General features: G+C 59.4%; 18 protein-coding genes. 6 read left to right on the top strand and 12 right to left on the bottom strand.

Annotation, left to right across the window (positions count from 1 at the left end):
• Window positions 1–3 precede the first annotated feature (3 nt).
• The 6 genes from ruvA to KO492_RS10820 form a co-directional block, all read right to left on the bottom strand.
• Window positions 4–687: a Holliday junction branch migration protein RuvA gene (gene ruvA, locus KO492_RS10795; protein ID WP_216044962.1), complete on the bottom strand. Its 684-nt coding sequence runs from the start codon at window positions 685–687 to the stop codon at window positions 4–6.
• A complete protein-coding gene (gene ruvC / locus KO492_RS10800; protein WP_216044963.1) occupies window positions 684–1,193 on the bottom strand; it encodes a crossover junction endodeoxyribonuclease RuvC in 510 nt (169 codons plus the stop codon). Before ruvC ends, ruvA begins: the two co-directional genes overlap by 4 nt.
• Window positions 1,194–1,481: 288 nt before the next feature.
• Window positions 1,482–1,829 carry a hypothetical protein gene (locus KO492_RS10805; protein WP_216044964.1) on the bottom strand — a complete coding sequence of 116 codons (348 nt, stop codon included), beginning with the start codon at window positions 1,827–1,829 and terminating at the stop codon, window positions 1,482–1,484.
• A gap of 104 nt (window positions 1,830–1,933) precedes the next feature.
• On the bottom strand, window positions 1,934–2,806 hold the full coding sequence (locus KO492_RS10810) for a 50S ribosomal protein L11 methyltransferase (protein WP_216044965.1): 873 nt from the start codon (window positions 2,804–2,806) through the stop codon (window positions 1,934–1,936).
• Between the two features lie 102 nt (window positions 2,807–2,908).
• On the bottom strand, window positions 2,909–3,610 hold the full coding sequence (gene msrA, locus KO492_RS10815) for a peptide-methionine (S)-S-oxide reductase MsrA (RefSeq protein ID WP_216044966.1): 702 nt from the start codon (window positions 3,608–3,610) through the stop codon (window positions 2,909–2,911).
• Between the two features lie 61 nt (window positions 3,611–3,671).
• Window positions 3,672–4,925, bottom strand: coding sequence for an MFS transporter (locus KO492_RS10820; protein ID WP_216044967.1), 1,254 nt, complete (start codon window positions 4,923–4,925; stop codon window positions 3,672–3,674).
• A 223-nt stretch (window positions 4,926–5,148) separates the two neighbouring features.
• Between KO492_RS10820 and KO492_RS10825 the strand changes: the two genes are divergently transcribed.
• From KO492_RS10825 to KO492_RS10845, 5 genes are all read left to right on the top strand, one after another.
• Window positions 5,149–6,024: a TIGR01459 family HAD-type hydrolase gene (locus tag KO492_RS10825; RefSeq protein ID WP_216044968.1), complete on the top strand. Its 876-nt coding sequence runs from the start codon at window positions 5,149–5,151 to the stop codon at window positions 6,022–6,024.
• A gap of 310 nt (window positions 6,025–6,334) precedes the next feature.
• Window positions 6,335–6,778 (top strand): MaoC family dehydratase, encoded by a 444-nt coding sequence (locus KO492_RS10830; RefSeq protein ID WP_066607227.1) that lies wholly within the window; start codon window positions 6,335–6,337, stop codon window positions 6,776–6,778.
• Window positions 6,779–6,810: 32 nt separating this feature from the next.
• Window positions 6,811–7,737: a bifunctional riboflavin kinase/FAD synthetase gene (locus KO492_RS10835; RefSeq protein ID WP_216044969.1), complete on the top strand. Its 927-nt coding sequence runs from the start codon at window positions 6,811–6,813 to the stop codon at window positions 7,735–7,737.
• A complete protein-coding gene (locus KO492_RS10840) occupies window positions 7,734–8,183 on the top strand; it encodes a YcgN family cysteine cluster protein (protein ID WP_216044970.1) in 450 nt (149 codons plus the stop codon). The genes KO492_RS10835 and KO492_RS10840 overlap by 4 nt, the downstream gene beginning before the upstream one ends.
• Entirely contained in the window at window positions 8,183–9,226 is a 1,044-nt protein-coding gene (locus KO492_RS10845) for a threonine aldolase family protein (RefSeq protein ID WP_216044971.1), read from the top strand. Before KO492_RS10840 ends, KO492_RS10845 begins: the two co-directional genes overlap by 1 nt.
• 60 nt (window positions 9,227–9,286) lie before the next feature.
• Here KO492_RS10845 and KO492_RS10850 read toward each other — a convergent pair whose 3' ends face one another.
• Window positions 9,287–9,886 (bottom strand): 2-hydroxychromene-2-carboxylate isomerase, encoded by a 600-nt coding sequence (locus KO492_RS10850; protein ID WP_216044972.1) that lies wholly within the window; start codon window positions 9,884–9,886, stop codon window positions 9,287–9,289.
• A 114-nt stretch (window positions 9,887–10,000) separates the two neighbouring features.
• Between KO492_RS10850 and KO492_RS10855 the strand changes: the two genes are divergently transcribed.
• Window positions 10,001–11,017: a ribose-phosphate pyrophosphokinase gene (locus KO492_RS10855; RefSeq protein WP_216044973.1), complete on the top strand. Its 1,017-nt coding sequence runs from the start codon at window positions 10,001–10,003 to the stop codon at window positions 11,015–11,017.
• 67 nt (window positions 11,018–11,084) lie between these two features.
• Here KO492_RS10855 and KO492_RS10860 read toward each other — a convergent pair whose 3' ends face one another.
• From KO492_RS10860 to KO492_RS10880, 5 genes are all read right to left on the bottom strand, one after another.
• Window positions 11,085–11,435 carry an H-type lectin domain-containing protein gene (locus KO492_RS10860; protein WP_066607209.1) on the bottom strand — a complete coding sequence of 117 codons (351 nt, stop codon included), beginning with the start codon at window positions 11,433–11,435 and terminating at the stop codon, window positions 11,085–11,087.
• A gap of 66 nt (window positions 11,436–11,501) precedes the next feature.
• Window positions 11,502–11,855, bottom strand: coding sequence for a hypothetical protein (locus KO492_RS10865; RefSeq protein ID WP_216044974.1), 354 nt, complete (start codon window positions 11,853–11,855; stop codon window positions 11,502–11,504).
• A 76-nt stretch (window positions 11,856–11,931) separates the two neighbouring features.
• Window positions 11,932–12,339 (bottom strand): ATP synthase F1 subunit epsilon, encoded by a 408-nt coding sequence (gene atpC / locus KO492_RS10870; protein ID WP_066607197.1) that lies wholly within the window; start codon window positions 12,337–12,339, stop codon window positions 11,932–11,934.
• A 132-nt stretch (window positions 12,340–12,471) separates the two neighbouring features.
• Window positions 12,472–13,896, bottom strand: a complete 1,425-nt coding sequence (atpD, locus tag KO492_RS10875) for a F0F1 ATP synthase subunit beta (RefSeq protein WP_066607195.1) — start codon at window positions 13,894–13,896, stop codon at window positions 12,472–12,474.
• An 18-nt stretch (window positions 13,897–13,914) separates the two neighbouring features.
• Entirely contained in the window at window positions 13,915–14,787 is an 873-nt protein-coding gene (locus KO492_RS10880; RefSeq protein ID WP_216044975.1) for a F0F1 ATP synthase subunit gamma, read from the bottom strand.
• Between the last annotated feature and the right edge of the window lie 17 nt (window positions 14,788–14,804).

A 14,804-nucleotide genomic window follows, 5' to 3' on the forward strand; every position in this document is an offset into this window, starting at 1 on the left:
CATCTACCCTTTCGGAGCCAGAAGTTTCAGCGCGGCGCGGATCAGATCAGAGGTCGCCGCCTCCGGCGCATCCTGCGCCGCCTGTGCCACAGCCCCCGCCGCATCAGAGGGCGAATAACCAAGGTTCTGAAGCGCCGAGAGGGCTTCGGCCTCGGCACTGGCATTGGCCTTGGCGGGCGCTTTGCGGGCCGGTTTCGCGGCGGGCGCGGGGGCGTCCACCTCCACAACGTCGGCGGCCTCCGGCGCATCCAGCGTTTCCGAGAGGCTGCCGCCCATAGACATCACCGTGGGGGCCTTGTCCTTCAACTCGTTCACAACGCGCTGCGCGATCTTCGGCCCGACACCCGGTGCGGCCTTCACCGCGGCCCAGTCGCCCAGCGCAATCGCGCGGCCTGTGGCCTCCGGCCCCAAAGTGCCGAGAATCGCCATGGCCGCTTTCGAGCCGATGCCCTGCACCGAGATGAGCAGACGATACCACTCCTTCTCCAGAAGCGAGGTAAAGCCGAAAAGCTGCAAATTGTCTTCGCGCACCAACAGATCGGTATAGAGCGCAACCGGTGCCCCCTGCCCCGGCAGCGCCATGCGCGTGCGTTCGGAAATATAGACGATATAGCCGACACCACGCACGTCGATCAGAACATGATCCGTGCCGATATAGTCGATAACACCTGTTATTTTGCCAATCATGAGGCTGCTTTCTTGAGCGCATCCGCCAGCCGCGAGGAGGATTGCGCATGGTAGGAATGGGTAATCGCGATGGCCAGCGCATCGACCGCGTCCGGCCCTTCGAGCTTTGCACCGGGCAGTTGCAGCTTGATCATATGCTCGACCTGTTGCTTGGCCGCGTGCCCCACACCGACAACAGTCTTTTTCACCGCATTGGGCGCATATTCCCCGATGGGAATCCCCGCCCGCGCAGGCACCAGCAACGCCACCGAACGCGCCTGTCCGAGTTTCAGCGTGGCCACCGCATCCTTGTTCACAAAGGTCTGCTCCACCGCCGCACAATCCGGCGCATAGGTTTTGACAATTTCTGTCAGCTGGTCGAACAGCGACAAAAGCCGCGTGGCCAGTTCATCAGAGGCCGCCGAACGACAGGTGCCGTTGGCCACATGGCTTATGCGCGATCCGGTGACATCAATAATGCCCCAGCCCATATTGCGCAGCCCAGGGTCGATGCCCATCACACGCATGTTCTCACCTGCTCTTTTATTCGTTAGGATCGAGTTAGCACGAAACAAGAACATTTGCCAAGCACGGGTTTCACGCGCGGGGCTCATGTCCGGCGGAGTTTGTCCGTTGCGGACCCGTTACGGGCCTAGCCAGCACAGTGACGCAGACCACAAACAGGCCAACACCACGACCGACGCCACGACAGCCGCCAACGCAAAAGCCCGCACCGGTTGAACGGTGCGGGCCTGAACGTGGAATGGTGCGACAGGGCATATTGGGAAACAGCCCAATGTCGCACCGGAAACTATTTAACTCAGAAGCATCTTACCTTGGAGCGCCAACCAGATCGTCAACTGGTCGGCTTGCATCACCCAAGCGCCTGCACGCTCGATCGCGGTGCCAGCCGCGAGATCCTCGACACGCGCCACATATGTGGACGATCCGAGTGTAGCATAAAGCGCGGCTTTGAACAGGATAATTCCCGCCAGAGCCACAAAGACCAAATGGATCGGCCGCCGCAGACCGCGACGACGCGGACGGGCAATGATCAGCCCGTCATGATTAACGGAATAAATCACTCCACGGCGCAAAGCACGACGGCGCGCCTCGATCCGTGTCAGTCGTTTATTCAATTGCTGCGAACCGGCCTGAGCCATAGCAGCCTCCTCATACATCGGCCCCCACCGACCATGACGAGATTACGGCGAAATGTGGCGAGATCAAGGCAAGATGGGCGAAACAGAGGTATTTCGTCGAAAAATCAGCCTTCCCGCGCCATAGTCAGCGTCGTCCAGTCAACAATCTCCTGCCGATCCACAAGATTGAAGCCGGAGCGTGAATAAACCTCGACGACCTCATCGGCCTGCGGATTGAGAATCCCCGAGAGAATCACATGCCCGCCCGGAGCCACATGGCGCGCCATATCGGGGGCCAGCGCCACCAGCGGGCCTTTGAGGATATTGGCAAAGACCAGATCGAAGGGCGCTTTTTCGGCAAGGGTTTCATGGTTAAAGCCCGCCGCTTCCAGACAGACGACCCGACCGGTCAGGTCATTGGCATCGACATTCGATTGCGCGACCTCGACGGCCACCTCGTCGATATCGGAGGCATAGACGGTCTTGTCGGAGATCTTCGCCGCCGCCATCGCCAGCACCGCCGTGCCGCAACCGATGTCGGCCACCATGTCAAAGCTCTTGCCCTCCGCCAGCAGACGATCCAGCGCCTTGAGACAGCCCAGCGTCGTGCCGTGATGTCCGGTGCCAAAGGCCATCGCCGCCTCGATCAACAGACCGATCTTGTCGGCGGGCAGCTTGTCGGCGTCATGCGAGCCGTAGACAAAGAACCGCCCCGCCTCGACAGGCGCCAGATCGCGGCGCACCTTGGCGACCCAGTCGGTTTCCGGCAGTTCGGAAATCACGAAATCCGGCGCATCATTGGCCTTCGCCAGAAGCGCCAGCGCGATCTCGTCGGGCGCTTCGGTGAAATAGGCCCCGACTTCCCACAGTCCCGAACCGTCCTCGATCTCGAACACCCCCACGCCAGTGGGTTCGGGATCGAGAAATTCCAAAGCCTCCCCGATGGCTTCGGCGGGGGCTTTGCCCTTGGTCTTGGTAAAAGCGGTAAAGGTGGTCATCTTGGTTCTCCGAAAGGGCTTTTCTCCGCCATAAAGCGAAGCCGCGCTTTACTCAAGCGCGGCCCGTTTCAAAACATCAGCTCACGGGAACCCCCGAAAGGCTCATTCCTGCGACGCAGGCCGCTCCGTCGGGTCGCTCCATTGCATCTGGCGGCTCATCGAAAGCCCCACAGGACAGCTCACCCCCGTGCCACCAATCCCGCAATAGCCCGCCGGATTCTTGGCCAGATATTGCTGATGGTCGGCTTCGGCAAAATAGAACGCCCCTGCGGGCAGAACCTCGGTCGTGATCGCACCGAACCCCTTGTCCTGCAACAGCACATTGTAGCCCGCAAGGCTGGCATCTGCTGCGGCGCGTTGGGCCTCCGAACTGTAATAAATGCCGGAGCGATATTGCGTGCCGCGATCATTGCCCTGGCGCATCCCCTGGGTCGGGTCGTGCCCTTCCCAGAACACCTTGAGCAACGCCTCATAGCTTACCTTTGAGGGATCATATACCACCCGCACCACTTCGTTATGGCCGGTCTTGCCGGTGCAAACCTCTTCATAGGTCGGGTTGGGCGTATAGCCCCCCGCATAGCCCGCCGCCGTATTCACCACGCCCGGCACCTGCCAGAACATGCGTTCAACACCCCAGAAACAGCCCATCCCGAAAACCGCCACCTCGCAGCCCTCGGGAATGTCGCCCTTGAGCGGAACATGAAAGACGAAATGCTCCTCGGCGGTCGGGATTTCCTCCGCCCGTCCGGGCAAAGCCTCGTCAGGCATCGGCATCGTGAGTTTTTTCGTCAGGGCAGAGAACATGATCAGGCTCCGTCATTGCATTGCCTGACCAATATAGAACGCAATTGGCAAATCACCAAACTTACTCTGCGGGGTCCTGCACCACAGGCACGTCGCGCACCAAAGGCAAAAGCCGCCACTCGTTGCCCTTGACCGGATGACGCGGGATCAGCGCCGCCAAACCAAGCGACGCCATCGCCATGATCGCCGCCAGCGCGAACACACCGCCCGGCGAGGCGACCCAGAGATAGCCCAGAAGCGCAGGCAGGAACACCGCCGCGATATGGTTGATGGTAAAGGCCACCGCCGCCGTCGGCGCGATGTCTTCGGGATCGGCAATCTTCTGGAAATAGGTCTTGAGCGCAAAGGCCAGCCCGAACAGCATATGGTCGATCACATAAAGCGTTCCGGCCACCAGCACGCCCCAGCCCAGCCAGTAAATGCCGCCATAGGCCAGAAACACCAGCACCAGTCCGGCATATTCCAACATCAACACAAAGCGCTCGCCCTTGATAAAGACCACTTTGCCCATATAGGGCGCGATCACCATATTGGCGATGTAGTTGATCAGGAACAACGCCGTGATCTCATGCACCTGAAAGCCGAATTTCTCGACCATCATGAACGCGGCGAACACCACAAAAATCTGCCGCCGCGCCCCCGCCATGAACTGAAGCGCATAATAGAGACCATAGCGCCGCTTGAGCACCAGCTTCTTGGACTGCGGATTGGGGGCTTCGAACTGCGGATAGGCCACAAGCGCAAACACCGCCACCACAGCCGTAAACCCGCCGGAGACCATATAGACCAGCGCATAGGACAGATCGAAACTCTTCCACGTCAGCACCAGCACCCCGTAAGCCACCAGAGAGGCCGCAGAGCCCGCCGCCATCAAGCGCCCGATCACGATGGGCGCACGGTCTTTCGAGAGCCATTGCAACTGAAGCGACTGGTTCACGGTCTCGAAATAGTGGAACCCGATGGAGGACAGCATGGTGATGGTCAAAATCCCGCCCAGAGAAGGGAAATAGGCGGTCACAGCCGTCGCCACCCCCAAGAGCAGCAAGGCCACCACGCCCAGCACCTGCTCGCGGATCACCATAATCAGCGCGATCACCCCGATGGCCAGAAAGCCCGGAATCTCCCGCACCGTATGGAGCCAGCCGATCTCGACACCGGTAAACCCCGCCGCCTCGATCACAAAGTTGTTCAACAAGGCGTTCCATGTGGCAAAGGCCACAGGCATGGCAAAGGCCATCAGGAACAACAGGCTCTCCGGCCTGCGCCAACGCGGCAGGTTCGGAGTCTCGGACAAGGGGATCGGTGTGCGTGTCATACGTCTCCTTTAGGGCGCACACGGGAATTTGAATAGCAGGAATTCTTGCACACCCCCCTGAACGCCTCCCGAAACCGCCTCCACCGAACGCCTCCGATGAACGCGCCTCGAAGCACAGGCCCAATCCGGCCTTCCCTCCTCCACCCGTCGCAAAGCTGTGCTTTCATTTCTCCGCCTTGCACGGTAGCTAAAGGCCATAGCCACTCCAACCTCACGGACTCCCATGACACGCCTGATCCAGACCCTCTCCGAGATTTCGACCGATTACGATGCGCTCTTTGTCGACCTGTGGGGCTGTGTCCACAACGGGATCAAAGCCTTCCCCGACGCCTGCGCTGCCTTGCAGACCTATCGCGCCGGTGGCGGGAAAGTGGTGCTTGTGACCAACTCGCCTCGCCCGTGGCGCTCGGTCGCGCAGCAGATCAAGGAATTCGGCGTGCCCGATGACGCCTATGACGCCATCGCCACCTCCGGCGATTCCGCGCGTCTGGCCATGTATCTCGGTGTGGTGGGCGAAAAGGTGCATCACATCGGTGACAAGTTCAAAGACGACTTCATGCAGCCGATGGACCTTGCCACCGACGAGGCCGTTCAGATCACCGAAGTGCCGCTGGAAGAGGCCGAGGGCATCGTTTGCTCCGGCCCCGAAGACCCGCTGGCCGATCCCGAAGTCTACCGTCCGCAATTCCTCTATGCCAAGCAGAAGGGGCTGAAGCTTCTCTGCGCCAACCCCGACATTGTCGTGGACCGTGGCGAGGTGCGGGAATGGTGTGCGGGGGCCTTGGCCGCGCTTTATACCGAGATGGGCGGCGAGAGCCTCTATTTCGGCAAGCCGCATCCGCCGATCTACGATCTCGCCCGCCGCCGTCTGGCGCAGCTGGGCCAGATTGACGACAACCGTATTCTCTGCATCGGCGACGGCATCGGCACGGATGTGATGGGCGGCATTGGCGAGGGGCTGGATGTGCTTTTCATCACCGGCGGTCTGGCGGCCAAGGAATTCGGTCCCGATCCGGTGAACCCCGATCCCGAGCGACTCAAGCGGTGGCTCTCCGAACAGAACCTCTCCCCGACAGCCGCAATCTCTTTCCTGCGCTGAGTATTTCAGGCAGCAAAGGAAACGGGCGCCGGACGTGATCTGGCGCCTTTTTTATGGGCATGACTTTAGGACACGGCGGGCCCTCCAGGGTGCCCGACAAAAGTCCGACGCTTATCCGACGCCTATCCGACAGGGCGAAAAGGCGGTTTGGCGCGGGAATCTGGTCTTTGTGTGGCGGGATGAAGGCGGGATTGTCGGGAAATTTATTTCCGATTTTTGCGCCAACATACAAATTTTCTTGCGCGCAATATTGTTTCTTCGCTAAATCCGGCCTATGCTGCATCGCAACACTGGGAAGGAATCGGAGCGCATGTTGGACAATCAGCCCCGCGGAACCATCTGCATCGAAGACATCGAAATCGGCATGACGCGCTCTTTGCGCAAGACCGTAACCGACCGTGATATCGAGCTTTTTGGCGAGATCTCGACGGACCGCAACCCTGTGCATTTCGACGACTCCTATGCCGAAGACACGATTTTCGAAGGCCGCATCGCGCATGGCATGCTGACCGCCGGCCTGATTTCCGCCGTGATCGGCGAGCAGCTACCGGGGCACGGGACGATCTACATGGGGCAGACGCTCAAGTTTCTGGCCCCCGTCCGCCCCGGCGATACGGTGCTGGCCGAAGTGACCGTCACCGACATCATCCACGCAAAACGCCGCGTGGCCCTTGAATGTCGCTGCACCGTGGGCGATACCGTTGTCCTGAAAGGCGAGGCCATGGTCCTCGCACCAAGCCGCAAATTCGACTGACGACACGGGGGGCGCCTCCCGTGAGGAGCCCCATGCAGACCTACACGCACTGGACCGACATCCCCGAAGAGACCAAGGGCTGTTCCGCCGCCATCGGCAATTTCGATGGTGTGCATCGTGGTCACCGGCATGTCATTGATCTGGCCCGCGCCCACGGCCCGCTTGGCATTGTCACATTCGAACCGCATCCGCGCGAATTTTTCGCCCCCGGCGCACCGCCCTTTCGCCTGATGAACCCCGAAGCGAAAGCCAACCGGCTGGAAAAACTCGGTGTCGAATGTCTATTCCAACTGCCCTTCAACGCAGAGCTTGCCGCAATGACGCCGGAGGCCTTTGCGCGCGAAATTATTGTGGAAGGTCTGGGGCTTAAACATATCGTCGTCGGGGCGGATTTCTGTTTCGGGGCCAAGCGTGCGGGCAATGTCGAAGACCTCAAACGTTTCGGTGCACAGATGGGCTTTGGCGTCACCGTCGCAAAGCTTCTGGAAACCGGCAGCGGCGTTTCCTCCTCCTCCGCGATCCGCGCCGCACTGGCCGAGGGCGAGCCGCGCAAGGCCGCCGAGATGCTCGGACACTGGCACCGGATCGAAGGCATGGTCGGGCATGGTGACAAACGCGGCCGCGACCTGGGCTTCCCCACAGCGAATATGTCGATCGAGGGGCTGCACGCGCCGAAATTCGGGGTGTATGCCGTGCTTGTGGATGTGCTGACCGGCCCGCATAAAGGCAGCTACCAAGGCGCCGCCTCGCTCGGCGTCAAACCGACCTTTGGCGCCAATCTGCCCTGTCTTGAAACCTTTATTTTCGATTTCGAGGGCAGCCTCTATGACGAACATCTGTCGGTGGCCTTCGTGGAATATCTCCGCCCCGAGCTTGCATTCAACGGGCTTGAGCCGCTGATCGAACAGATGACCAAGGATTGCGCACAGGCCCGCGACATTCTCGGGTCAGTGGAATGAGCAATCGCTCGCGGTTCTGGGAGACAGTCCCTCTGACAAAGATGTCGGAAGAGGAATGGGAAGCGCTCTGTGACGGTTGCGGCAAATGTTGCCTGAACAAGATCGAAGATGCCGACACCGGCGAAGTCTATCTGACCCGCGTGGCCTGTCGTCTTCTGGACGACCAGTCTTGCCAGTGCGGGCAGTATCAAATCCGCAAAAAGCTGGTGCCGGAATGTATTCAGCTTACCCCGCAGAACATTGAAACCCACGCCTACTGGATGCCCACAACCTGCGCCTACCGGTTGCTGTGGCAGGGGCGCGCCCTCCCCGACTGGCACCCGCTTTTAACGGGGGATCCCGAAAGCGTCCATGCCGCAGGCGTCTCGATCCGTGGCCGCACCGTGCCCGAATTCGAGGTGGCCGAAGACGAGTGGGAAGACCATATCATCGAGGAGCCGAACTGATGTTTTTTGCCTCCGACAACACCTCTACCGTGCATCCGAAAATCATGGACGCGCTTGCCAAAGCCAATGACGGCTATGCTGCGCCCTATGCCGAGGACCGTTGGACCGCAGAGCTGACAGAACGGCTGCGCGACCTGTTTCAGGCCCCTGACGCTCTGGTCTATCCGATGATGTCTGGCACCGGCACCAATGCAGCGCTACTGGCCGCAATGACCCCGCCTTGGGGAACGATCTATTGCCACCAGAGCGCACATGTCGACGTGGACGAGCGCAATTCTGTGCCCTTCTACTCCGGCGGGGCGAAACTCATGCCTCTGACCGGACGCGGCAGCCGCCTTGACCCGCAGGAGCTTGGTCTAGAGGTCCGCAAGGGTAAAGCCGCAGAAGACATTCACATCAGCCCGCCTGCGGCCGTGTCGATTACCAATCTGACCGAATTCGGCGAGTTGTATCGGCCCGAAGACATTTCGCAGATCGCCGACGCCGCGAAGCTTCCTCTGCATCTGGACGGTGCCCGTTTTGCCAATGCCATGGCGGCAAGCGGAGCCAGCCCGTGGGAAATGACTCGCGAGCTTTCGACGCTCTCCTTAGGGGCGACAAAGACAGGGGCAATGGGGGCCGAGGCCGCGGTGCTGTTTGATCCCGCCTATCAAGAGGCTTTCGAGAGCCAGCGGATGCGCGGCGGGCACAACCTGTCGAAGGCCCGCTATGTTTCGGCACAGATTCTGGCGTGGCTAGAAGATGATCTCTGGCTGGAACTCGGCGCCCATGCCAATGCGATGGGCGCGCGGCTGGCGCAAGGGATCGCGGAAATCGGCGGCGAGTTGCCCTATCAGGTCGACGGCAACCTTCTCTTCGCCCGCCTGCCCCGCATCATGCATGTGAAAGCCAAAGCGCTAGGTGCCATCTATCACCTTGCGGAGCCTGACACCGGGCTGATCGGAGACCCTGAAACCCCGCTCATGGCGCGGTTCGTGACCAGCTGGTCCACCACAGAGGCCGATGTGGATGCGCTTCTCGCGGCATTCGTGAGCGATCTCTAAACGCTCCTCCCGTGCATTTGACTGCGAGGGAGGCAGACTGGTCACTCCGTATGGCGCGGCTCAAAGCGTTCCGAGATGCGCGTCCAGCATGTCGAGCCGGTCCTGTCCCCAGAACCGCTCATCCGTGTCCGTGACGATAAAGAACGGCGCACCGAAGACGCCCGCTTTCAGCCCCTCTTCCAGATTTTTCGCATAGATCTCCGCGCCCTTGAGCATCCCTGTCATCGACAGCATCGGATCAAAACCGTTGTCCTTGAGCCCCGCCGTTATCACGGCATCATCTGCGATGTCGCGGTCCTCTTCCCAGACCGCTTTGAGCAAGCTGAACACCAACCCGTCAAGATCACCGCCACCGGCCTCCTGCGCGGCAATCACCGCATAGGAGGCAGGCGCGACATTGGTCGGCCAGAACGCCGGCTGAAACTTCATCGGCTTGCCGGATTTGGCCGCGAAACGCTTCAACTCCTGCATGCGGTAGACCTTGCGCGACTCGGAACGTTCCGCCGGACGCGGAGCGCCGATCCGGTCGAACATCGTCAGAATATCGAACGGCTTGTAACGCACGCTCGCACCGTGCTTTTGCGCGATACCGGCAAAACCTTCGGATGCGAGATAGGTGAAAGGGGACAGAAGAGAAAAATAATAGTCGATATGTGCCACTTTGCCCCCTCCTCGGGACCTTGGGGATGTTTCCAAGACGCTAACCGAGTGGTAAGCGGTGTCAACGTCACGATTCCGTGACGGTTTGGCCGAAAACACCCCGGGAAAGCTGCTATGCCCATGACTCACGAGCCCAAAATTATTTCTGGCAACGCCAACCGCACCCTCGCGAACGCCGTTGCGCGTCGCCTGTCGATGCACCGCGGTATGTCGATTGACCTCTGCGACGCCCGCGTCGAGCGGTTCAACGATGGCGAGATTTTCGTCGAAGTGTACGAAAACGTGCGCGGCGAAGATATGTTCGTGGTTCAGCCGACCTCGAATCCGGCCAATGACAATCTCATGGAATTGCTGATCATCACCGATGCGCTGCGCCGCTCCTCTGCGGGCCGCATCACCGCCGTGGTGCCCTATTTCGGCTACGCCCGTCAGGATCGCCGCACCAAGGCACGCACGCCGATCACCGCCAAGCTCGTCGCCAACATGATGGTCGAAGCAGGGATCGAACGGGTTTTGACGCTTGATCTGCACGCGACACAGATTCAGGGCTTCTTCGACATCCCCGTCGACAACCTCTACGCCTCCCCCGTGTTCGCCCTCGATATCAAACACCATTTCAAAGACGGTCTCGAAGACATCATGGTGGTCTCCCCCGACGTGGGCGGTGTGGCGCGTGCGCGTGAACTGGCCAAACGCATCGACGCCCCCCTCTCCATTGTGGACAAACGCCGCGAGAAACCGGGCGAAGTGGCGGAGATGACCGTCATCGGGAATGTCGAAGGCAAGAAATGCATCATCGTGGATGACCTTGTGGACACCGCCGGCACGCTCTGCAAAGCCGCCGAATTGCTGCTGGAGCACGGTGCCGCCGAGGTTCACGCCTATATCTCCCACGGCGTGCTTTCCGGTCCCGCTGTCGAGCGTGTGACCAATTCCAAGCTTTCCTCGCTGGTCATCACCGACTCGATCGAAGCCAATGACGCTGTGGCAAAATGCAAGAACATCCGCATCGTGCCCACCGCGCCCCTGTTCGCTCAGGCAATCATCAACACATGGAACGGCACCTCGGTGTCCTCTTTGTTCGACGACAAAACGCTGGTCCCGCTTTACGAAGGTGTTTACCACCCGTAAGCGCAGGCCACCCCGAACAGACAAAAGCGCAGGACATTCTCCTGCGCTTTTTTATTTAGCAAACCGTTTAGTAGAGATCCCAATCATCCTCATGGCGCACAGAGCCAAAAGCGGTCCAATCGGCACGGGCGCGAGCAATGCGCGTATCGCCCCATGTCTTGAAAACGATCACAAAGCCGCTCTCCGACACCATTTCGGCAGAAATATCCACGCGGTGATTGGTTGATTGGTCAATATCAAGCATCGACAGGCTCACCTGCACCACAGGCGGCTTGAGAAAGCTTTCGTCAAATTCGACAACGCGACGCAATTCTCGTGGGCCGGTGCCGGTCCACATCACGCCACCATCCTGAAAATCGGAAAAAAGAACGAGAGATCCCTGCGTGATCCCGAGTTGATGCGTATCTATTCTATCCATGTGTCTTTTTTAATTTTTGCCCCCGCCGGAGATTGCCCCGAAACAGGGCCAAAAGGGAAGCGTATTTTAGAACTCCGGCTTTTCCGCGTGTTTGGTGCGAATTTTTGCAATGACTTCAGGATGCGCGATCCGCGAGAGTTCGCCTTCGCCCGCTTCCACCATATCGATGCCCTGCGTTGCACAAAGCGATGCCAGCGTGACCATCACGCCGCCCACCTCTTGGACAGGCTCGCCCTTTGGACGCGCAAAGACATAATCGACAAGATCATGGGCAAAGGCCTTTGACGCGCCGAGCGACTGCACCAACTCAAGGGCTTCTTCGAGAAACCGGCGATTGCGCTCCGTGCGATCCAAAGCGACCTCCTCACCGAAACAGGTAAGAACCCAGTCCTGCACGCGCTCCTGAAAGTCTTTGTCCAACGTCGTTTCCCCTCTCTTTCAAAGAAAAAGCCCCGCGCGAACGCAGGGCCTTTCCAAATTCATTTCACAAGACCAATCAGAGATTGGTGTGGAACCCGAGATCTTCGGCGATATGCATGACATCGGCGAGGAAGGAATGCGTTTCCGCTTGGTCTTCCTGAGATGCCTTGTCGTGTTCCGCACGTGCTTTCGCGATCAGGTCTGTGACGATCTCCTGAGACATCTCCCCACGCGGCAAAGCAACCTCGGCCAGCACGGAGATATGTTCAGGCGACAGTTCGGCAAAACCGCCCGTCACGATGTACTCCTGCTCACCTTCGCTGCTGCTGACGATCAGACGACCGGGGCGCAGCGTAAGGATTGTGGGCTCATGGCCCGCCATCGCGGTGAGACGACCTTCGGAACCCGGGATCTGGACCTGCTCCACTTCAAGAGACGCAAGTTTGCGCTCGGGAGAGACGAGATCAAATTGGACTTTAGCCATGAGAGGCCTCCTTCAAAAGGTGTTGCCCACGGTCCCGCTCAAGAAATGGGGCAAACCCGTGCACCGTTTCTATGTTGCGGGCGTCCCGTGATGCGCATCAAAGACACGCATCGCGGAACGCTTTGGGTTCGATTAGGCGGCTTCCGCAGCCAGTTTCTCAGCTTTCGCAAGCACTTCGTCGATGCCGCCAACCATGTAGAAGGCTGCTTCCGGCAGGTGGTCGTATTCGCCAGCCACAACCGCCTTGAAGGACGAGATCGTGTCTTCGAGCGGAACCTGCACACCGTCGGAGCCGGTGAACACTTTCGCCACGTCGAACGGCTGGGAGAGGAAACGCTGGATCTTACGGGCGCGAGCCACGGTCAGCTTATCTTCTTCCGAAAGTTCGTCCATGCCGAGGATGGCGATGATGTCTTGCAGCGATTTGTAGCGCTGAAGGATGTTCTGGACATCACGCGCGACCTGATAGTGCTCTTCACCAACGATCTGCGGATCAAGGATACGCGAGGAGGAGTCGAGCGGGTCAACGGCCGGATAGATGCCGAGCTCGGAGATGGCGCGGTTAAGAACCGTCGTCGCGTCCAAGTGGGCAAAGGTCGTTGCCGGTGCGGGGTCGGTAAGGTCATCCGCAGGCACATACACAGCCTGGATCGAGGTGATCGAGCCGTTTTTGGTGGAGGTAATACGCTCCTGCATCGCACCCATGTCGGTGGCCAGCGTCGGCTGGTAACCCACAGCGGAGGGGATACGGCCGAGAAGTGCGGACACCTCGGAACCGGCCTGTGTGAAGCGGAAGATGTTGTCCACGAAGAACAGAACGTCGCTGCCGGACTGGTCGCGGAATTGCTCGGCCAGTGTCAGACCGGTCAGAGCCACACGCATACGGGCTCCCGGAGGCTCGTTCATCTGACCGTAAACCAGTGCCACTTGCGACTCTTCAAGAGCGTCGGGCTTAATAACGTTGGATTCGATCATCTCGTGGTAAAGGTCGTTCCCTTCACGAGTCCGCTCACCCACACCGGCAAACACGGAGAAACCGGAGTGCACTTTGGCGATGTTGTTGATGAGTTCCATGATGAGAACGGTTTTACCCACACCAGCACCACCGAAGAGACCGATCTTACCACCTTTGGAGTAAGGCGCGAGAAGGTCGATCACCTTGATGCCGGTGACGAGGATGGAGGTCTCTGTGGACTGCTCGTTGAATTCCGGAGCTTCCGCGTGGATCGGGCGGGACTCGGAGGCGTTGACGGGGCCTTTTTCGTCAACCGGCTCACCGATCACGTTGAGGATACGGCCAAGCGTTGCGTTGCCGACCGGAATGGTGATCGGGCCACCGGTGTCGGAGACTTCCTGACCGCGCACGAGACCTTCGGTCGCGTCCATAGCGATGGTGCGGACCGAGTTTTCGCCGAGGTGTTGAGCAACTTCGAGAACCAGACGGTTGCCGTTGTTGTCGGTTTCAAGTGCGTTGAGAATGGCGGGAAGCTCGCCGTCGAACTGTACGTCGACAACGGCGCCAATCACCTGCGTGATCTTGCCTTTGGACTGTGCCATGTTTCTTTACTCCGGGTCTTAGAGCGCTTCAGCGCCCGAGATGATTTCGATAAGCTCGTTGGTGATGACGGCCTGACGCGAGCGGTTATACTCAATCGTCAGCTTGTCGATCATGTCGCCTGCGTTACGGGTGGCGTTGTCCATAGCGGACATCCGCGCACCCTGCTCGGAGGCACCATTTTCCAAAAGAGCCGAGAAGATCTGTGTTGCCACACCGCGCGGCAGAAGGTCGGCCAGAATGGCCTCCTCGGAGGGCTCGTAATCGTAGAGCGCACCACCGGCATCCTCATCCGCTTCATAAGCGGCGGGGATGATCTGTTGAGCGGTCGGGATCTGGGTCACGACGTTTTGGAATTTGGCATAGAAGATCGTCGCCACGTCAAATTCGCCGTCATCGAAACGGGCCAGAAGGTCCTTTGCGATGCTTTGCGCATTTGTGTAACCGATTTTCTTCACCTCGGAGAGGTCCACATGGGCGACAGAAAGATCCGCATATTCGCGTTTGAGCTGTTCACGGCCTTTTTTGCCGACGGTGAGAATCTTCACCGTCTTGCCTTTGCCCTGAAGCTCAGCGATGCGGGCTTTTGCCAGCTTCACAATATTGGTGTTGAAGCCACCACACAGACCCTTTTCAGAGGTCATGACAACGAGCAGATGCACATCGTCTTTGCCGGTCCCGGCGAGAAGCCGGGGCGCGGTATCGGAGCCACCTACCGAAGCCGACAGCGCACCCAGCACAGCGTTGAAACGCTCTGCATAGGGGCGCGAGGCCTCAGCCGCATCCTGTGCCCGCCGCAGTTTCGCGGCGGCCACCATCTGCATGGCCTTCGTGATCTTCCGCGTGGACTTCACGCTGGCGATCCGGTTTTTGAGATCCTTGAGGTTGGGCATTAAAGCTGTCCTTCAGG

Source organism: Celeribacter halophilus (genome assembly GCF_018860305.1).
Classification (GTDB): Bacteria; Pseudomonadota; Alphaproteobacteria; order Rhodobacterales; family Rhodobacteraceae; genus Celeribacter; species Celeribacter halophilus_A.